Origin of the sequence: Streptomyces humidus, assembly GCF_014649655.1 — a bacterium.
Taxonomy (GTDB): Bacteria; Actinomycetota; Actinomycetes; order Streptomycetales; family Streptomycetaceae; genus Streptomyces; species Streptomyces humidus.
In genome coordinates this window covers 26,223-45,527 of record NZ_BMTL01000010.1, presented here as the reverse complement: position 1 = coordinate 45,527, position 19,305 = coordinate 26,223, and the positions used below count along the sequence as shown (strand labels likewise).

Below are 19,305 nucleotides of genomic sequence, written 5' to 3'. Positions count from 1 at the left end.
TGTTCATCGCCGTCAGGAGCGTCGTCGTGGCGCATGGCGGTCATGACAGCCGTGTTCGGCGTCCGTCCTCCGTCCCAGCCGAGGGACCACCGTGCCGCTTCTCCTGCGTCGGCAGCGTCGGCCGCCGCCATGCCCTCATGGGGCAGCGAGCCGGTGGGTCACCGCCGCACGCAGGGCGTCGGCACGGCGGTGACCAGGACTCAGTCGCCGGGCGCGTGACGCGCGGTCACCGGGCGCCGACCGGCATCGGCCGGGCCGTGACCTTCGCTGACGCGCTTGCCCGGCCGACGGCGGTGATCACCGCGTCGGCGATCTCGGCCACCTCCGCCTCGGTCAGCCGGTGATGCACCGGCAGTGAGAGCATCGCCTCGGCGACGGCCTCGGTCACCGGCAGTGGCGCGGCGAGCCCCGTACCGCCGGCCCGCTCGGCGAAGACCGGCTGCCGGTGTACCGGCGGGAAGTAGATGCGGGCCTCGATGCCCTGGTCCAGCAGGTCGGCGAGCACCTGGTCGCGGATGCCGGGAAGCAGGCAAGTGTAGAGCATCCAGGTGCCCCGCGTGTCGGGTACCTGGTACGGCGTGGTCAGACCGGGGACGCCGGTCAGCCGCCGGGTCAGCGACTCCGCGATCAGCCGTTTGCGCTCCAGGATGCCGTCCAGCTTGCCCAGCTGCACCCGGCCGATCGCGGCCTGCATCTCGGTCAGCCGCCAGTTGTGGCCGAGGCTCTCGTGCCGGTACAGGCCTGTCTGACCGTGGTTGCGGAGGAGCCTCAGCCGCTTCGCGACATCCGGGTCGTCGGTCAGCACGATGCCGCCCTCACCGGTGGTGATGTTCTTGGAAGGGGTGAAGCTGAACATGGCCGAGCGTCCGAAGGCGCCGACCGGCCTGCCCCGGTACTCGGCGCCTGCCGCCTGCGCTGCGTCCTCCAGCAGCGGCACTCCTGCCGCGGCGCACACCCGCGCCAGCCCGTCGAGGTCACCGGGCTGCCCGGCGTAGTGCACGGTCATGACCGCTCGGGTGGCCTGGGTGATCCGGGCCGCGACCGATGCCGCATCAAGGTTGAACGTTCGTGGGTCGATGTCGGCGAACACCGGAGTGGCCCCGACGTGGCACACCGATGTCGCGGTGGCGACGAAGGTCATCGACGGGACGATCACCTCGTCGCCGGGGCCGATTCCCTCGGCGAGCAACATCGCGTTCAGCGCGGCCGTGCCGGTGCAGAACGTCACGCCGAACCGCACCCGGTGCCGGTCGGCGAACTCCTGCGCAAAGGCCTCGTTCTCGGGGCCGTTGGTGAGAACGCCGCTGCGCAGGACCCGGTACACCGCCTCGCATTCCTCCTCGCCGAGGTCGGGACTTGCCAGCCGAATCCGGACGTTGCTGTCAGGCACCTGAGAGCATCCTTTCTGGTGTGCCGGCGATCGGGTCGTTGCTGTGGGCGACGGTGGCTCCACCTCTGGCCAGGACCGTCCAGACGGTGAGGAACAAGATGGCCAGGTCGAGCCAGAAACTCTGATGGCGGACGTACCGCAGATCCCACTCGATGCGCTCCGGCCAGCTCAGGCGCTGTCGCCCGTGCACCTGCGCCAGGCCGGTCAGGCCGGGGGCGGCCAGCAGCCGCTGACGCTGACGACCGGTGTACCGGCGCACCTGGTAGGAGAGCGTCGGCCGAGGACCTACCAGGCTCATCTCTCCGCGCAGCACATTGACCAGCTGGGGCAACTCGTCGAGGGACGTGCGGCGCAGCACCCGTCCGACCGCGGTCACCCGAGCCGGATCGGCGTCGCCTGGTCTCTGCGAGTCGCACGGAACGTTCCGCATCGTACGGAGTTTCAGCATGACGAACGGGTGACTGTCGCGGCCGACCCGCTGCTGCCGGAACAGGACGGGTCTGCCGTGCGCGAGCAGGTGGGCCAGCGCGGCGATCGCGCAGAGCAGCGCGGCCGGCACGATGATCAGACCGACCACGACCAGGTCCAGCATGCGCTTGCCGCGGTACGAACTGCGGGGAGGCGCCTGGTTGTCGGCCACGGCGCCGCCGGGAAGCGCACTGCGCTCCTTCGGGATCACCGAGCCTGCCCGGCGCCGGCCCGGCATGGGCGGGGCGGTCATCTGCTGGCCTCCGCCCTTCCGGGCTGGCCGTGCAGCACGGGCCGGCCGTCCGGCTCGTCGGGGCCGGGCGAGGCGGCGAGGAGCGCGAGGGCGGCGCGTACCTCATCGGGAGCGGTGAGATGACGGATGCCGGTGACCTTCTGGGCATCGAGCGCGGGCACCGGCACCTGCCTGACCAGCGGATGCCTCGGCCGGTGGTCCGCTTCTCCCCTGCCCAGCAGGTCCTCGACCAGCTTCTCGCCGGGCCGCAGTCCGGTGAAGACGATCTCGACCTGCCGCGATGCCGCGGCGGCCATACGACGGGCGAGATCGACGATGCGGACGTGGTCTCCCATGTCCAGGACGAGGACCTCACCGCTCTCGCCGACGGCCACGGCCTGCAGCACCAGTTGGACCGCCTCCGTGGCCGTCATGAAGTACCGGGCGACCTGCGGGTGAGTCACGGTGACGGGGCCGCCCGCGGCGATCTGCGCGGACAGTGAGCCGAGCAGCGAACCCCGGCTGCCCAGGACGTTCCCGAATCTGACAGACACCCAGGTCCCGGGGAACTCAACGGCCATGTGGGCGGTGAGCCGCTCGGTGATCCGCTTGGAGGTCCCGAGAACGCTCGACGGGTCGGCCGCCTTGTCGGTGGAGACGTTCACGAACGACCGCACGCCGCAGGCCGCGGCCGCCTGCAGCACGTTCAGCGTGCCGGCCACGTTCGTCTTCAACGCCTCGCCCGGATACCGCTCGAGCAGCGGAAGGTGTTTCACGGCCGCCGTGTGGAACACGATCTCCGGGCGGGTCTGCGCGAAGACCTCGCTGACGCGGGCGGCATCGGTGATGTCGGCGAGCACGACCTCGTCGGAGTCGAGCAGTGCACGGCCGTGCAGCGCGAGCTGGACCGCGTGCAGGGCTGATTCGTCCCGGTCGAGCATCACCAGCGACGCGGGACCCAACTGGTGCAACTGGCGGCACAGTTCAGAACCGATCGAGCCGCCTGCGCCGGTGACGAGGATGCGGCGTCCGGCGAAACGACCGGCCAGCGACTTCAGGTCCAGGCAGATCGGGTCGCGCCCCAGCAGCTGGGTGATCCGCGGATCGCGGACGTCGTCGATCCGCGCCGGTCCGGCGACCAGTTCCTCGACGCGCGGGATCACCTTGGCGATCAGGCCGTTCGACTCGGCCAGGGCGGCCAGCTCGGGGAGAAGCCGGCCGTCACGGCACCGGCCGGCAATGGCGATGACGACGACCGTCGCCCCGGTCTCCGCGGCGACCTCGGCGAGTCGCTCCCGCCCACCGCGCACCCGGATGCCGCAGATCCGCAGTCGCCGCTTGCCGGGGTCGTCATCCAGCAGGGCAACCGGTTGATACCGGGCGCCGGGCTGACCGACCAGCCGCTGCACCAGTTGCGTTCCGGCGCTGCCCGCACCGAACACGATGACCTTGACGGCGGTCGGGGCAGGCCGTCTCGGTCTGCGCTGAACGGCCGCGACCGCGACCCGCACGGTGATCGTGGCAAGCACGCCGACCAGGGCGGCGAGGCCGGCCGTGGCCGGTCTGCCGCCCACCAGGGCGAACTCTGCTCGACAGATGCCCTCCAGAAGCAACGCGGTCAGCCCGGCGGAGACCAGCACCGCGCTCAACTCCGCGCCGCTTTCCGCCTGATAGCGCCCTGAGTAGAGCCCGCACACCGTCCCGGCCAGTACCGCCGCCGCCCCGGCGACAGCACAGACGATCACCAGATCGCCGGGGTCCACGGGCGGGTCGGAAGCACTGCGGCTGGTCAGACCGGCGACCAACATGCCGAATGTCCAGGCGATCGCGTCCACTGCGGCTCGCAGGGCCGGCCGACGGTGCCAGGCCGCGACGCCGGAGCGCCCACCCGGCCGGGCTTCGCCTTCCTGTGCGGCTCGGAAAACGGCCGGATGAATCACTGCCAGCTTGTCATTGCCGGCGCATTCCCCACGCAAGGTGAACCCCGATCAGCAGGATGTCAGTTGACAGAGGTCTATTTGGGCACTTTGCTGATGGGATATCCACCGACGCTGCCGCGTCCTATCGGGTGGTATTCGAAAATTACTCACCCTCACGGACCCGTCTTTCGGGTATGTGTTCGCCTGAACGGCTGGGTGAAATACCGCTGCGTCTGTCCAGGGCGCGCGTGAGCCGTTCACGTTCGCTCAAAGTCCACAGGCCGGACGAGAAGCCGGCCCGGGCGGGCCGACTACTTGGCACACGGCCGGACGAACACCTTGGTGTGCTGCGGCCGCGCCAGCGGCTGCACGGGGACGACGGGGGAGCGCTCCGAAGCCGGTTCCAGCAGACGCACGTCCACCTCTCGCGATCTACCGGGCAGGAGTTCCACCTGCGCGCCCAGGACCGGGTGCCCGCGTTCTTCGGCCGACGACAGCAGAAGCTGCCGCCCGTCGAGAGTCGCGCCGGTGAACCGCGCGCCGGAACTGGCGTACAGCGAGAGCCAGACCTGTGTGGACCCTGGCGGGTGCGGGTGCCCGGGATCGTCGGAGCGCAGAGTGACCAGGGCGGGCAGACCCGCGGCGGGAGCGGCGTTGGTCAGCTTGATCCGCACCACGCTGGACCGGGTTCCGCCTTCACAGGGACCGAGTTCGTAGGTCAGCGAACGTCCCAAGTAGTAGTCCATCTTGTTGCCTGCGGAATTGTTGACCACGAGATAGGCGAAAGGCCCTGTTCTCTGGGGAACTTCGCCCGCCAGCCCGGCTTCCTCCAGCGCCGACTGGGTGGAGGCCTCTCTGGTCCACACACGGAGCCGGCCGTCATCGGCGTTCTGCCGGAGCGACCGGAGGAGAGCCCCGGAATCGGGGTGGCCGTTCAGCAGGGCGGCGGCGACGGACTGTGCGACCTGTACCAGGAAACGCTTGCGTTCGATGTTGCTGTGAGACGCGTAGAGGGTGCTCTCGGTGAGCTCTACCGTGTTCGCCGCCGTCAGCCGTTTTCCGTCCGGAAGCCGGACCGGTCCCGTGGCTTCGAGGACATGGGCGAGCCCTACGGGATCGGTCGCGATGGCCCCGTCGAGTCGCCGGCCCGTATGCCGCTGCCACAGTCCCACCCAGATCTGCGCCGCATAGGGGAAGTGAGCGGACAGATTGGAATTGGCCAGCCCCTGCGCGCTCTCGGCGGGTCCGTATCGGCCGGTGAACGCCGGCCCGAAGTCCGCCACGGGGGTGGGGGTTTGCGGCAGCGTGTCGTCCGACGCGAAGTCGTGCAAGGTGATGCGGCCGTGATCGGCGGTCAGGATACCGAAGGTTCCGACGAGCCCGCCGGTCCCCCGGGCCTCGGCATTGTTCTGGAAGGCGACGAAGTAGGAACGTGGCCCCGAGGCGCCCAGAACAGGCGCCAGCAGTCGCGTCGTCTTCTCGGCCTTGGAGACCGACTCGGAAAGGCCGGCCAGGCGGTCGGACAGCCGCTGCCGTTCCCTGTCGACGCGACCGACCGCCGTCGAGCCGGGCAGGCCACTCAACCCTGTCTGAATTCCGGCAAGTTGACGGTGAACCTTTCCCAGCAGCTCCGTGGCCGCCGAAAGCCGGTGGAGGTCGACCCGATCGTTGTGCACGATCTGGCCGGACGCGAGCATCTGCTGCAGTCGCAACGCCTCCGGCAGCACTCCGGTGGCCATCTCGTCGGCGGCGACGCTCAGCCCCCGGGCAGTGCGCAGCGGTGGGCTCATCAGAGGGAGTTTCTCGGCCACGCCCCACACCGGCGTACTGGCCGCCTTCCGGGCGGCCGCCGTGTGTTTCCGGAGGGAACTCAACGTCTCGTTCGCGGACTGACGATGCCGGACCATCTCCGTGCTGATTCGGTAGGTGGCCGCCTCGGCCGCGGCGAGATTGCCCTGGACCGCGCGGATCTCCCACAGCAGGCAACCGGCCGACGCGGCGGACAACAGTACGACGACCGCCGCAGCCCAGAAGAATGCCCGGCGGCTGCCACGCCGAGCCATCACAGCCATGAGCACCCGCGCACGCGGTCCGCCCCGCTGAAAGGCCCACCCGTGCGGTCGCTCTGCCGGCTCCCTCTCCGCAGGGCCCTCCAGGCCGGACGCCGGATCCTTCCCTGCCGTCATTTCCTACCCTTGAATCGAAGGATTTCCATTCCACAAAGAACCGGTTATTCGGGTCGCATCAGTAATGACAGCCACCAGGACTCGCCGCAAACTTCACCGCGCCAGGGGCCGGAAACTGGGCCCGGACAGCCTAAGCGTCGGTCTCCGGGGGAATTTCACCCCGTGAATGCACGGACCGTGCGCGGCGTTCTCCCGTCATACGGCTCGTGTCGTCGTGGCCCTCGCCCCGCCGGATCCGCCCGGTCCGGCGCGACACCACCGGGCCCGACGCTCGCGGGGTGAGACTGGCTGCCATGACAGTTGACGCTCTGACGGACGTCCCCGGCGTGCGGGTGGGCCACGCGACGCGGACCGGTGACGGGTGGCTCACCGGCGCCACGGTCGTCCTCGCGCCCGAAGGCGGCGCCGTGGCCGCGGTGGATGTGCGCGGCGGCGGCCCCGGCACCAAGGAGACCGACGCCCTCGATCCGCGCAACCTGGTGCAGAAGGTCGAGGCGATCGTGCTGACGGGCGGCAGCGCGTACGGGCTCGACGCCGCGTCCGGGGTGATGGCCTGGCTGGAGGAACAGGGGCGCGGCGTCCGTGTCGGCCCGGACCCGACGCACGTCGTGCCGGTGGTGCCGGCCGCCTGCGTCTTCGACCTGGGGCGCGGCGGCGACTTCCGGGCCCGGCCGGACGCGGCCACCGGTCTGGCGGCCGTGACGGCTGCCGCGGCGAGCGAACCCGGGGCGCGGGTGGCACAGGGGTGCGTCGGCGCGGGGACGGGTGCGGTGGTCGGGCCGCTGAAGGGCGGCGTGGGCACCGCGGCCGTCGTCCTCGACTCGGGGATCACCGTGGCCGCGCTGGTGGTGGCGAACGCCGTGGGCTCGGTGCTGGATCCGGAGACGGGGGCGTTGTACGGGGAGTTGTTCCAGGGGCGCGTCACGTACCCGGAGGCCCAGGTGCACGAGGCCGCGCGACGGCGGCTCGCCGAGAGTGCGGCGAAGAACGCGCCGCCACCGCTGAACACCACTCTCGCGGTGGTCGCCACCGACGCCGACCTGTCCAAGGCGCAGGCGCAGAAGCTGGCGGGCACGGCGCACGACGGGATCGCCCGCGCCGTGCGTCCGGTGCACATGCTCAACGACGGGGACACCGTCTTCTCGCTGGCGACGGGCGCCCGGCAGCTCGCCCACGGCAACCCGCTCGCCCTGAACGAGGTCCTCGCGGCGGGCGCGGACGTGGTGACCCGCGCGATCGTCCGTGCCGTGCGCGCCGCCGAGCCCGTGAACGGTCCGGGCGGAGCCTGGCCGTCGTACGGGGAGCTGTACGGCGGCCGGTGACGAGAAGACGGACGACGACGGGAAGGACGTCGTGGAGGGAACACGCCGTGGAGGGAACACGTCGTGGGCGGAGCGGACCGCCGGAAGCGGCGCGTGACCGCCACCGCGAGCCCCCCGCTCACCCCGTACACCCAAGCACCCCGCTCACCACGATCCGCCGCTGATCACGAGCAACGGGCACGTCGGAGCGCCCCGCGCAACGGAAGGGAGGCGAGCGTGCGGAGCGCCCCGCGCGCCGGGTGCGCAAGGGCCTCCGCGAGTGCCGGAAGCGGCGTCTGACCGGCGGTTTCCGAGGTGACGTCGGGTCGTGCGGGAACCATCCGCGTGGCCCGGGCGTTTTCTCCGGCGTAGGTTTTCTCGGTTCCCGGACATGATGTCCGACCGAGGGGCTACGGTATGCACCCACAAGGTGACATGCAGCAACGCCGGGAGAAACCTTGAGCGTTCCGTACGAGACGACAGCGTACGAACCAGCCGAGTCGCCCGAGTCTCCGGAGGAGCACCTCGCGCGACTGCTCGGTCGCGCCCTGAACTCCTTCGAGCTGCCCGACGAGACCCTGCAGCGGCTCGACTGCGCACTCGCCCACGACAGCTCCCTGCACTCCGCGCACCACAGCGCGGGCCTGCACCGGGAGACCTACCGGCACACCTGGCTGCTGGCCGACGGCTGCGCGCTCACGCTGTGGGAGCTGGTGCACAACACCGCCCCGGGCAGCGAGCCCCAGCACGAGGTGTACGTGGACGAGGAGGAGCTGCGCGCCGCCACGGCCCGGCTGCCGCTGCCGTCCGAGGCGCCGGACTTCGAACTGCCGGTGCTGGTACAGCTCTCGCCGGTTCCGGCCCCCCGCCATGTGTACGTGCCGGACGACTCGGCGGACCATGCGCGTCGCCTGCTGCGCCGCGCGGAGAACCCCGACCGGCCGGACGCGGCCACGACGGCACTGCTGAGGTCGGCGTCCGCGCACCAGATCACGCAGGCCTTCGGGCGTCCCTGCCGCGCGGGCCGGATCGGTCTGGGCTACTCGCTGTACGAGCACGCGTTCCTGCTGCGTGACGGCCGGGAGATCTCCCTGTGGGAGGTCGAGCACACGGCGACGCCCGACGGGCGGCACATGTGCGAGGTGTACGCGTCCGAGGCCGCGGCCCGGGACGCGATGGAGCGCCGGGCGGCACAGGTTTCCTGAGCCGCGTCCGGCGCCGGGGTCAGCGGCGGTCGCCGAGTCGGCGCACCAGGCCCGCGAAGGCGTCCTCCTCCGCCGTGGTCAGCTCGACGGTCTCCCGGCGGGGTCCGGCCGTCTCCTGGCGCGGAAGCGCTGGGGCCGCGGGGAGGGCGGGAAAGGCATGGAGCGCCGCGTGAGCCTCGGCGCGTGCCCGCATACGGCGCAGGACCCGGGTCAGGACGAACAGCCAGGCGACGGACGCCACGGCGAGAACGGTGAGAGCCGTCAGCTGGGCGGGCGCGAGATACACGGGCATACCGCCCAGTACACACCACGGTCCGGGACTTCGGCCCCGGACCGTGACGTATCTCGCAGGCCACGCAGATCGGCCGATATGCCCAACGGGTGGCTGCGCCCGGTCCGCGCAGTCTGCGGAGCGGGCACGGAAGGCGGCGAGCGGACGGCCTCGCCGCCCAGGCGCAGAGCGACGGGGCGGCGAGGTCAGAGGGCCGAGCGGCAGAGGCAGGGGCCAGGGGGCCGCGCGATGAGGGCGCCGAGCGGCGAGGGGGCTACGCGGCCACCGGCTGCTTCGTCTGCTGCGCGGTCGCGGTCGCGGCGGCGTCTCCCGCCGTTCCGGGACCTGCCGTGCCGGGGGCCGGCTTGCGCAGGCCCTTGAGGACGACGACCACGGCCGTCGTCACGCACACGCCCGCCGCGATGGCGATCAGGTACAGGAACGGGTTGCCGATCAGCGGGACCACGAAGATGCCTCCGTGCGGGGCGCGGAGCGTGGCGCCGAAGGCCATCGACAGGGCGCCGGTGACCGCGCCTCCCAGCATCGAGGCCGGGATGACGCGCAGCGGGTCGGCAGCGGCGAACGGGATCGCGCCCTCGGAGATGAAGGACGCGCCCAGGACCCAGGCCGCCTTGCCGTTCTCACGCTCTGCGTGCGTGAAGAGCTTGCCGCGGACCGTCGTGGCCAGAGCCATGGCCAGCGGCGGGACCATGCCTGCCGCCATCACCGCGGCCATGATCTTCATCGCCGAGTCGCTCGGGCTGGCGACCGCGATCCCCGCCGTGGCGAAGGTGTACGCGACCTTGTTGACGGGTCCGCCGAGGTCGAAGCACATCATCAGGCCGAGCAGGGCGCCGAGGAGCACGGCGTTGGAGCCGGTGAGGCCGTTCAGCCAGTCGGTCAGGCCCTTCTGGGCCGAGGCGATGGGCTTCCCGATGACGACGAACATCAGGAATCCGACGACCGCCGAGGAGATCAGCGGGATCACCACCACCGGCATGATGCCGCGCACCGACGCCGGGATCTTCACCTTCTGGATCGACAGCACCACACCACCGGCGATCAGACCGGCGGCCAGACCGCCGAGGAAGCCGGCGTTGATGGTGACGGAGATCGCGCCGCCGACGAAGCCCGGGACGAGTCCGGGTCGGTCCGCCATGCCGTACGCGATGTAGCCGGCCAGGACCGGGACCAGGAAGCCGAAGGAGACGACACCGATCTGGAAGAGCAGCGCGGCCCAGCTGCCGGACTGGGTCCACACGAAGTGGTCCATGACCGAAGGCGCCTTGTTGATCTTGTATCCGCCGACGGCGAAGCCGAGCGCGATGAGCAGACCGCCCGCGGCGACGAACGGGACCATGTAACTCACGCCGGACATCAGCCACTTGCGGAGCTTGGTGCCGTAGCCCTCGGTGGAATCGCCCGCCCGCTCGACGGGCGTCCCGGAAGCCGACCCGGCCGTCACCTCACCGCGCGCAGCCCTGCCGCGCACCTCGGTGATCAGCTCGGCGGGACGGTTGATGCCCGCCTTCACGCCGACGTCCACGGTGGGCTTGCCCGCGAAGCGGTCCTTGTCTCGCACGGGGACGTCGTGGGCGAAGATCACGCCGTCGGCGGCGGCGATGACGGCCGGGTCGAGCCGGGTGAAGCCGGCCGAACCCTGCGTCTCGACGACCAGCTCGATGCCAGCCTCACGGCCCGCGTTCTCCAGGGACTCGGCCGCCATGTAGGTGTGCGCGATGCCGGTCGGGCAGGAGGTGACGGCGACGATCCGGAAAGGACGCTCGGAGCGCTCGGTCTCGGCGGCGGGGGCGGGCGCCGGGCCGGATGCGGGGGCCGTGTCGGCGTCGGCGGAGGCCGCCGCCGACGCCGACACGGAGTCTGAAGGTGCGCCCTCGTCCTCGACGGAGGACGCCGCGACGGAGGACGTCTCGGCGGACCGGGGCTCGACGGCAGGGGGCTCGTCGCCGCGGATCAGCGCCGCCGCCGTCGCCGGGTCGCCGGCCGACCGCAGCGCGTCGGTGAAGTCGGCGTTCATCAGCTGACGGGCCAGCGACGACAGGATCGTCAGATGGGCGTCGTCCGCGCCGGCGGGGGCGGCGATGAGGAAGACCAGGTCGGCCGGGCCGTCCGCCGCGCCGAAGTCGATGCCGGCGGCGCTGCGCCCGAAGGCGAGCGTCGGCTCGGTGACATGGGCGCTCCGGCAGTGCGGGATGCCGATGCCGCCGTCGAGGCCGGTGGGCATCTGCGCCTCGCGGGCGGCCACGTCGGCGAGGAAGCCCTCCAGGTCGGTCACCCGGCCCAGGGCCACCATGCGCTCGGCGAGGGACCGCGCCGCCGCTTCCTTCGTTGAGGCGGACAGGTCGAGATCGACCAGGTCCGCGGTGATCATGTCGCTCATCGCGGGCTCCTTCGCACGCGTATCGCCCGGGGCGTGGGGTGGTGGGCGAGGGTGGGGACGGGGAGTTGAGTGGAGACGGGGAGGGGGGTGGAGACAGAGGTGGAGCGGGGGGTGGAGGCAGGAGTGGAGCGGGGGGTGGAGGCAGGAGTGGAGCGGGGGGTGGAAGGAGGAGTGGAGCGGGGGGTGGGAAGCAGGGCGGGGGATACGCGGCGGGGGAACGGGGGGAGGACGGAGGCGGGGCCGGGGAAGCCCCGCCTCCCCGGGGTCACAGGCGGGTTCGGGTCCTGTTTCCCCTGGTCAGCAGGGCGGCTCAGGATGCCCTGCCGGCCGTAGCGGGCGGCGGTCGCCTGGGAGGCGCGCCGCTGTTCGGCCGCCGGTCCGCTGTGCGGCGCGGGCCGCGCGGGCCACGCGGGGGCCGTCCTCATGACACCGGCTCCCGCAGTTCGCGGTCCACCGGCACGTCGGCCGTCACCGTCACAGCCGCCGGGTCCAGGTCGTCCGGGGTGGGCATCACGCTGCCCGGCAGCTGAACGGCGGCCGCGCCGTGCGCCACGGCCGAGGCGAGCGCCGCCGGGCCGCTGCCGCCGGCGATGAGGAACCCGGCGAGGGAGGAGTCGCCGGCGCCCACGTTGCTGCGGACGACGTCGACGCGCGCGCTCCCGAACCAGGTGCCCGAGTCCTCGACCAGCAGCTGTCCGTCGGCGCCCAGGCTGGCGAGCACCGCGCGGGCGCCCATCCCCCGCAGCTCCTCGGCCGCCTTCACCGCATCGCCGACGGTGGCCAGGGGCCGGCCGACCGCCTCCGCGAGTTCCTCGGCGTTCGGCTTCACCACGTCGGGCCGCTCGCGCAGGGCTTCGAGGAGCGCCCGTCCGGACGTGTCCAGGGCGATCCGGGCGCCTCCGGCGTGCGCCCGGGCGACCACCTCCGCGTACCAGGACGGCGCGAGCCCGCGGGGCAGGCTGCCGCAGCAGGCGATCCAGTCGGCGCCGCGCGACTGCTCGCGCACCGTCTCCAGCAGCAGCTCCTGCTCCTCGGCGGACAGCTCCGGACCGGGCGCGTTGATCTTCGTGAGGACGCCGTCGGACTCCGCGAGCGCGATGTTCGAGCGGGTGGGTCCGGCGACCGGGACCGGCGCGACCTCGATGCCCTGGGCGTCCAGCAGGTCGGCGACGAGCGCGCCCGGCGCACCGCCCAGGGGCAGGACGGCGATCGTGCGCCGCCCGGCGGCGGCCGCCGCGCGAGAGACGTTCACGCCCTTGCCGCCCGGATCCATGCGCTCGCCGGTGGCTCGGATGACCTCGCCGCGGTCGAGGGAGGGGACCTCGTAGGTGCGGTCGAGGGACGGGTTGGGGGTGACGGTGAGGATCACGCCCGCGGTGCTCGGGCCGGTGCCGCTCATGCTCGTACCACTTCCGTGCCGCCGCGCTCGATCGCGGCCGCGTCGTCGGGGCTCAGTGCGCTGTCTGTGATCAGCAGGTCCACGTCGCCCAGGTCGCCGAAGCGGGCGAAGTGCTCCTGGCCGTACTTGGCGGAGTCGGCGAGCAGGACGACCCGACGGGCGGCGGCGACGGCCGCCCGCTTGACCGCGGCCTCGGCGAGGTCGGGAGTGGTGAGCCCGTGCTCGGCGGAGAAGCCGTTGGCGGCGAGAAACACGACGTCGGCCCGGATCTCGCCGTACGCGCGCAGCGCCCAGGCGTCCACGGCGGCGCGCGTACGGTGACGCACGCGCCCTCCGATGAGATGGAGCTGGATGCCGGGGTGGTCCGCGAGACGGGCGGCGATGGGCAGGCTGTGGGTGACGACGGTGAGCTCGGCCTCCAGCGGGAGGGCCGCGGCCAGCCGCGCGACCGTGGTGCCGGCGTCCAGGATCATCGTGCCCTCGGAGGGCAGTTCCGTCAGGGCGGCTTTGGCGATGCGGTCCTTCTCGTCGGCCGAGGTGCCCTCGCGTTCGGCGAGGTCCGGTTCGAAGTCGAGGCGTCCGGCCGGGATGGCTCCGCCGTGGACGCGGCGCACCAGGCCGGCCCGGTCGAGGGCCTTCAGATCACGGCGGATCGTCTCCGCCGTCACCTGGAACTCCTCGGCCAGCGACAGGACGTCGACCCGTCCGCCGTCACGGGCGAGCCGCAGGATCTCCTGCTGCCGCTCCGGTGCGTACATGCCCGTTCCTCTCCCGCCGATACCCGTTCATGCCCGAAATTGTGTTTTCGCCACGGAGGCTACGCCCGGATTTCCGGAAAGTAAACAGGTTCGGACTCGATTCGGGCATGAACGGACTTCCGAGCCGGGGCTCCTCTGCCGGCCCGCCGGACACCGTGAGGGCCATGGACAGGGCGAAAGGGCCCGCCACCGTTGCAGTGACGGGCCCTCGACGGGACTCGGATCCCCAGGCGCTCATGAACCCAGCGGCTGATGGGCTGGCCCCATGGGCTGGGTTCATGGGCTGGGTCCATGGGCTCAGACGGCGAACTCGCGTTCCCGCTCCTCGGCGGGGGGCGCGTCCGAGCCGCCCGTGGCGTCCGAACCGTCCGTGGCGCCTTCCACGTGCAGCGCGGGCCGCTTCGGCAGGGCGAACATCAGCAGGAAGATCGCGAACATCACCAGGGCCACCCAGCCCAGGGCGTGCTGGAAGGCGTTCACGAAGGCCGGGCCCACCTCGGACGCGGTCAGCCGGTCGCCGATCTCACCGAAGAAGACGACCGCGACGAGCCCCAGACCGAGCGCGTTGCCCATCTGCTGAACGGTGTTGATGAGCCCGGACGCCGACCCGGCGTGCTCACGCGGCACCTCCGACAGCACCGCGTCGGTCAGCGGGGCGAAGATCAGCCCCATACCGGCGCCCATGACGACCAGTGGCAACGCCATCTGCCAGGGAGCGATGCCCAGCCCGTAGCGCTCGGACTCCCAGATGTAGAGGAGCACACCGACGACCATGGTCAGGGCGCCCGCCTGAAGCACCTTGCGACCGAAGCGCGGGGTCAGCTTCTGGACGGACATTCCGGCGGCCGTCGATACGGCGATCGAGAACGGGACCCCGGTCAGACCGGCCTTCATCGGGCTCCAGCCCAGGCCCGTCTGCATGTAAAGCGTCCACACCAGGAAGAACACGCCGAGGGCGATCCCGAAGACGGTCTGCACGGCGACGCCCGCCGCGAAGCTGCGCACCCGGAAGAGGGAGAGCTCGACCAGCGGTGAGCCGTCCCGCGCGCCCTTGCGCCGCTCGTAGGCGACCAGCGCCCCGAAGACGCCGAGCGCGCCGGCCATCGACACGTACCCCCATACCGGCCAGCCCAGCTCACGACCGCGGGTGAGCGGGTAGAGCAGCATGAGCAGGCCGAGGGTGACCAGGACGACGCCGACGATGTCCAGCTTCAGCGCCTTCGGCGCCTTCGACTCGGTGATGAAACGGCTGCCGAGGATCAGTCCCGCGATGCCGACCGGCAGGTTGATCAGGAAGATCGGCCGCCACTCCAGCCCGAACAGGTTCCACTCCGTCAGCAGCGCGCCGAGCAGCGGACCCGAGACGGCTCCCAGTCCCACGATCGCTCCGAACAGCCCGAACACCTTGCCCCGCTCGTGCGCCGGGAAGGTGGCGTGCACGATCGACAGCACCTGCGGGACCATCATCGCCGCCATGCCGCCCTGCAGAATCCGCGAGGCGACCAGCATCTCGGGGTTGGCGGCGAAGCCGCACAGCGCGGAAGCCAGGGTGAAACCGCCGATGCCGAGCAGGAACAGCCGCTTGCGCCCGTGGATGTCGCCGAGCCGGCCGCCGGTGATGAGTCCGGCGGCGAAGGCGAGCGCGTAGCCGGCGGTGATCCACTGGATCTGACTCCAGGAGGCGCCCGCGTCCTGCCGTATCGAGGGGATGGCGATGTTGACGATCGTGACGTCGACGAGGTCCATGAAGGCCGCGGTCATCACGATGGCGAGCGCGAACCAGCGACGCCGGTCGCCCGGGGTCGGCTCAGGGGCTGTCTCGAAGGCGGGCGGTGTCTCGGTTGAGGTCTCCGTGGAGGTCATGATGTGACAGTAGGACGGCAGTAGGTCAGATCATGTCCTACTCGTACGGCATCCTCGGATGCATGACGACGGACACTCCGGCTCGGCTGCTGCAGCTCCTCTCCCTCCTCCAGACGCCCCGCGAATGGCCCGGCGGCGAGCTCGCCGGCCGCCTCGGGGTGTCCCGCCGCACGGTCCGGCGCGACATCGACCGACTGCGTGAACTGGGCTATCCCGTGCAGGCGACCATGGGCTCGGACGGTGGGTACCGGCTGGTCGCGGGCAAGGCGATGCCGCCCCTCGTGCTCGACGACGAGGAGGCCGTCGCGATCGCCGTCGGACTGCGCGCGGGGGCCGGTCACGCGCTGGAGGGCGTCGACGAGGCCTCCGTGCGGGCCCTGGCCAAGCTGGAACAGGTGCTGCCGGCCCGGCTGCGCCACCGTGTCTCCACCCTCCAGGCCGCCACCACACCGCTGACCAGCGGGGACGGCGCGAGCATCGCCCCCGAGACGCTGACCGTCATGGCGTCGACGGTGGCCGGCCAGGAGCGGCTGCGGTTCGCCTACCGCGCCAAGGACGGCACCGAGTCGCGTCGGCTGACCGAGCCCTACCGGCTCGTGTCGACGGGCCGGCGGTGGTATCTCGTGGCGTACGACCTCGACCGCCAGGACTGGCGGACGTTCCGGGTCGACCGGGTCCGGGACCCGTTGGCGACCGGAGCGCGGTTCGCTCCGCGGGAGCTGCCGACGGGGAGCGCGGCGGAGTACCTCCGGCGCTCCATCCACGGCCGCGCGGACGCCCGCACCTACGAGTACGACGTCACGGTCGAGGCGCCGGCCGAACTCGTCGCCGCACGCCTCCCGTCCTGGCTGGGAACACCGACCCCGGACCCCCCGCACGACGGCGACCGGAGCGAGGGCGACCGGAGCGAGGGCGACGCCCGCGAGGGGCGCTGCCGACTGCGCGGGTCGACCAGTGACCCGGTGGAGTGGGTGGCGGTGCGACTCGCGATGCTGGGCTACGAGTTCTCGGTCCGGGAACCTCGCGAACTGGTCGACTGCGTAAGAGAGTTGGGTGAACGACTGGGCCGAGCGGCGGCATCCTCCTAGCCCACCGGGCCCGCAGGACCCGTCCGAGCCACCCGGCCCGCCTGACCCTCCGGACCAACTCAGCCCGTCCTGCCTGCCTGGCCCGCTTGGCGCGCCTGACCCGCCTGGCCTGCCTGACCCGGCGACCAGGAGAAGTCGCGCAGGGCTCGCAGATTGGCCAGGGCCAACTCCGCCGGGCCCTGCGGGCCGGTGGGCGAGGTGTCCGTCACCGCCCACCCCTCCACAGCGACCCGGACGGCGGCTCCGGCCACCGCCGCTGTGAAGCGCTCGTAGGGCGAGGCGGCGGCAGGGGCCGGCCCGGCCGCCTCCAAGACACCGGGCTCCAGTGCCTCCGGACGCGGGGCATCCAGACGCGGGGCATCCAGATCCGAGGCGTTCAGGTCCGGCGGGCCTTGAGCCGGCGCGCCCGGCTCAAGGGCACTCAGGTCCGGCGTGTCCGGATCCGGCGCTCCCGGGGTCGGCACAGCCAGGTCCCGGGCGCCGGGATCGGAGGCGCTCAGGGTCCGCATGTCCAGGTCCCGGGTGCCCGGTCCCGAGGCGCCTGCGGCGACTCTCGCCCGTTCCGCCAGCACTTCCGTGAGGGTGGCCTCCGAGGTGTGACACACCTCGGCCCAGACCTTGCCGAGGGCCGGACTCGCCATGGCCAGCCGGATCAGGGTGCGCACCCACTCCCAGGACGCCGCCGACACCCCCTGGCCCGGCACGAGCGTGTGACGCACCGCGTGTTCGAGGGCCTCCGGCACGGTGAGACCGGCCGGGGCCTCGCGTACCGCCTCCGCCCAGCGCTGGGCGCCCGCCGCGTAGAGGGGGGCGACGGCCTCTTCCTTGGTGGCGAAGTACCGGTAGAAGGTGCGCGGGGCGATCCCCGCCGCCTGTGCGATGTCCTCGGCGCGGGTGGCCTTCAGGCCCCGGCTGACGAACAGGCCGGCCGCCGCCCGGGCGATCTCCATCCGGGTCGCCGCTTTGCGCCGCTCGGTCAGCGAAGCCGAGCCGGAGCGGGGGGTCGAGCTGATCACTCCGGCAGGCTATGCCCATGTGGCACAATCTGCCATTCGGGCGGGCCACCCCGTGGTTCAGGTACGGGGTGCCCCGCCTTCTCGACGTGCCCGCGCCGCACCGAGCCGCGCCCGTCAGTCGTGTGCGCCCGCAATTGTCACCGAAATCCACACCATTGTCCGCCCTCCTGCCCCCCCACTCGTCCCGCACCCGCCCGTGCCTCGCCTCACACCCGTCCCGCACCCGTAGCTCGCCCGCTCCGACCGCCTCGTCCCCCTCCGCCTCGCCCCGCCCTCGCATGGGTGACATCGGGGGTGAGCATCGGGGGTGAAAAGGAGCCGGGCTCCGGCGCCTGGGGGGAGAGGCGCCGAAGCCCGGCTCTCGGAGAGTCCCGGCGCCGGGGGATGTGCGGCGGGACTTGGCTCAAGGGACGTGGTCCAAGGGGCTTGGCTCATGGGCTCGGCTCATGCGGGCCTGGCTCATGCAGGGCTGAGATCTCGGGGTGGGCTGCAGGGTCCGGCGGTTCCGAACTCCCGTGCCCAGAAGTCTTTTTCCCCCGTACCTCCGATTGAAGCGGCGTTCCCGCGCCATGTTTGCGCGGCCGTCTCGATCCGGCGCACGCGGGCGGAAACCCGGCACCACGCGACGCCCCAGGCCCACCAGCGCCACGCAAGGCCGACGAAGGACGCTTCTCCTCCGGCCGGGCGGTGCTCCTCACCGGTCGGCCGGGGCCTCACACCGCACGTCCGCACGCCCGCACGCCCGCTCGGCCGGGCGGCCTCGCCCGCCCGCCCGGCCCGCGGAGTCGTCGGTTTACGCCGCCGCCTCGAAGCCCGTGTCACGGGCCAGCTTCTTCAGTTCCAGCAGGGCGTGCTTCTCGATCTGGCGAATGCGTTCCCTCGTCAGACCGTGTTCCTTGCCGACCTCGGTCAGGGTGCGCTCGCGGCCGTCGTCGATGCCGTAGCGCATCTTGATGATGGAGGCCGTGCGCGGGTCCAGGCGGTCGATCAGACCGTCCAGCTCCTCGCTGCGCAGCAGCGTCAGGACCGACTGCTCGGGCGAGACCGCGGAGGTGTCCTCCAGGAGGTCGCCGAACTGCGTCTCGCCCTCGTCGTCGACCGCCATGTTCAGCGACACCGGGTCACGGGCCCAGTCCAGGACGTCCGTGACGCGCTCCGGGGTCGAGCCCAGCTCGGTCGCGATCTCGGCGGGCTCCGGGTCCCTGCCGTTCTCCCGGTTGAACTCGCGCTGCACGCGCCGGATCCGGCCAAGCTCCTCCACCAGGTGGACGGGCAGACGGATCGTGCGCGACTGGTCCGCTATGGAGCGGGTGATGGCCTGACGGATCCACCAGGTCGCGTACGTGGAGAACTTGAAGCCCTTGCGGTAGTCGAACTTCTCGACCGCGCGCACCAGGCCGGCGTTGCCCTCCTGGATCAGGTCGAGCAGGGGCAGACCGCTGCGGGGGTAGCGCCGGGCCACCGCGACGACCAGACGGAGATTGGAACGGATGAAGACGTCCTTGGCCCGCTCGCTCTCGGCGACCAGGACCTCGAGCTCCTCACGGGAGGCGTCCGCCCTGGACTCCTCCTCGCCGTCGAGGACCCGTTGCGCGAAGACACCCGCCTCGATGGTCTGGGACAGCTCGACCTCCTTGGCGGCGTCGAGCAGCGGTGTACGCGCGATCTCGTCGAGGTACATGCCGACCAGGTCGCGGTCGGCGATCTCGCCGCCATGGGCGCGAACACTGCGGGCCGCGCTGCTCGTCTCGCCGGAGGCGGACTTGCGGCGGGCGACGGCACGGGTTGCCATGCGTGCTCCCTTGCGA

At 71.9% G+C, this 19,305-nt stretch carries 13 protein-coding genes and 1 pseudogene; 3 read left to right on the top strand and 11 right to left on the bottom strand.

The window, feature by feature from the left end; genetic code table 11:
• Positions 1–226: 226 nt before the first annotated feature.
• From IE239_RS13655 to IE239_RS13640, 4 genes are all read right to left on the bottom strand, one after another.
• The gene (locus IE239_RS13655) at positions 227–1,390 is read right to left on the bottom strand and encodes a DegT/DnrJ/EryC1/StrS family aminotransferase (protein WP_190149549.1); all 1,164 of its coding nucleotides are present in this window, start codon (positions 1,388–1,390) and stop codon (positions 227–229) included.
• Positions 1,383–2,111: a sugar transferase gene (locus IE239_RS13650; RefSeq protein ID WP_229878080.1), complete on the bottom strand. Its 729-nt coding sequence runs from the start codon at positions 2,109–2,111 to the stop codon at positions 1,383–1,385. Before IE239_RS13650 ends, IE239_RS13655 begins: the two co-directional genes overlap by 8 nt.
• Positions 2,108–3,898, bottom strand: a complete 1,791-nt coding sequence (locus IE239_RS13645) for an SDR family NAD(P)-dependent oxidoreductase (protein WP_190149548.1) — start codon at positions 3,896–3,898, stop codon at positions 2,108–2,110. Before IE239_RS13645 ends, IE239_RS13650 begins: the two co-directional genes overlap by 4 nt.
• A gap of 422 nt (positions 3,899–4,320) precedes the next feature.
• Positions 4,321–6,081 carry a DUF4012 domain-containing protein gene (locus IE239_RS13640; RefSeq protein ID WP_229878091.1) on the bottom strand — a complete coding sequence of 587 codons (1,761 nt, stop codon included), beginning with the start codon at positions 6,079–6,081 and terminating at the stop codon, positions 4,321–4,323.
• Between the two features lie 407 nt (positions 6,082–6,488).
• Between IE239_RS13640 and IE239_RS13635 the strand changes: the two genes are divergently transcribed.
• On the top strand, positions 6,489–7,517 hold the full coding sequence (locus tag IE239_RS13635) for a P1 family peptidase (protein WP_190149546.1): 1,029 nt from the start codon (positions 6,489–6,491) through the stop codon (positions 7,515–7,517).
• 437 nt (positions 7,518–7,954) lie between these two features.
• The gene (locus IE239_RS13630; RefSeq protein ID WP_190149545.1) at positions 7,955–8,701 is read left to right on the top strand and encodes a DUF6227 family protein; all 747 of its coding nucleotides are present in this window, start codon (positions 7,955–7,957) and stop codon (positions 8,699–8,701) included.
• Positions 8,702–8,720: 19 nt separating this feature from the next.
• On the opposite strand, the gene IE239_RS13625 is transcribed toward IE239_RS13630, so the two are convergent.
• The 5 genes from IE239_RS13625 to IE239_RS13605 all read right to left on the bottom strand — a co-directional run bounded on the left by IE239_RS13625 (position 8,721) and on the right by IE239_RS13605 (position 15,393).
• Positions 8,721–8,993, bottom strand: coding sequence for a hypothetical protein (locus IE239_RS13625; RefSeq protein ID WP_190149544.1), 273 nt, complete (start codon positions 8,991–8,993; stop codon positions 8,721–8,723).
• Between the two features lie 253 nt (positions 8,994–9,246).
• The gene (locus tag IE239_RS13620; RefSeq protein ID WP_190149543.1) at positions 9,247–11,373 is read right to left on the bottom strand and encodes a PTS fructose transporter subunit IIABC; all 2,127 of its coding nucleotides are present in this window, start codon (positions 11,371–11,373) and stop codon (positions 9,247–9,249) included.
• A gap of 421 nt (positions 11,374–11,794) precedes the next feature.
• Positions 11,795–12,742, bottom strand: coding sequence for a 1-phosphofructokinase (pfkB, locus tag IE239_RS13615; RefSeq protein WP_190149724.1), 948 nt, complete (start codon positions 12,740–12,742; stop codon positions 11,795–11,797).
• A gap of 26 nt (positions 12,743–12,768) precedes the next feature.
• Positions 12,769–13,530: a DeoR/GlpR family DNA-binding transcription regulator gene (locus IE239_RS13610; RefSeq protein WP_190149542.1), complete on the bottom strand. Its 762-nt coding sequence runs from the start codon at positions 13,528–13,530 to the stop codon at positions 12,769–12,771.
• Between the two features lie 297 nt (positions 13,531–13,827).
• Positions 13,828–15,393, bottom strand: coding sequence for an MFS transporter (locus IE239_RS13605; protein ID WP_190149541.1), 1,566 nt, complete (start codon positions 15,391–15,393; stop codon positions 13,828–13,830).
• A 62-nt stretch (positions 15,394–15,455) separates the two neighbouring features.
• Here IE239_RS13605 and IE239_RS13600 point away from each other — a divergent pair, with 62 nt between their 5' ends.
• Positions 15,456–16,481 (top strand): helix-turn-helix transcriptional regulator, encoded by a 1,026-nt coding sequence (locus IE239_RS13600; RefSeq protein WP_190149540.1) that lies wholly within the window; start codon positions 15,456–15,458, stop codon positions 16,479–16,481.
• Positions 16,482–17,007: 526 nt separating this feature from the next.
• Here IE239_RS13600 and IE239_RS43470 read toward each other — a convergent pair.
• Together IE239_RS43470 and IE239_RS13590 are read right to left on the bottom strand one after the other, a co-directional pair.
• Positions 17,008–17,431: pseudogene (locus tag IE239_RS43470) on the bottom strand (TetR family transcriptional regulator); the annotation flags it as partial.
• A gap of 859 nt (positions 17,432–18,290) precedes the next feature.
• Positions 18,291–19,289: a sigma-70 family RNA polymerase sigma factor gene (locus IE239_RS13590; protein ID WP_190149539.1), complete on the bottom strand. Its 999-nt coding sequence runs from the start codon at positions 19,287–19,289 to the stop codon at positions 18,291–18,293.
• Between the last annotated feature and the right edge of the window lie 16 nt (positions 19,290–19,305).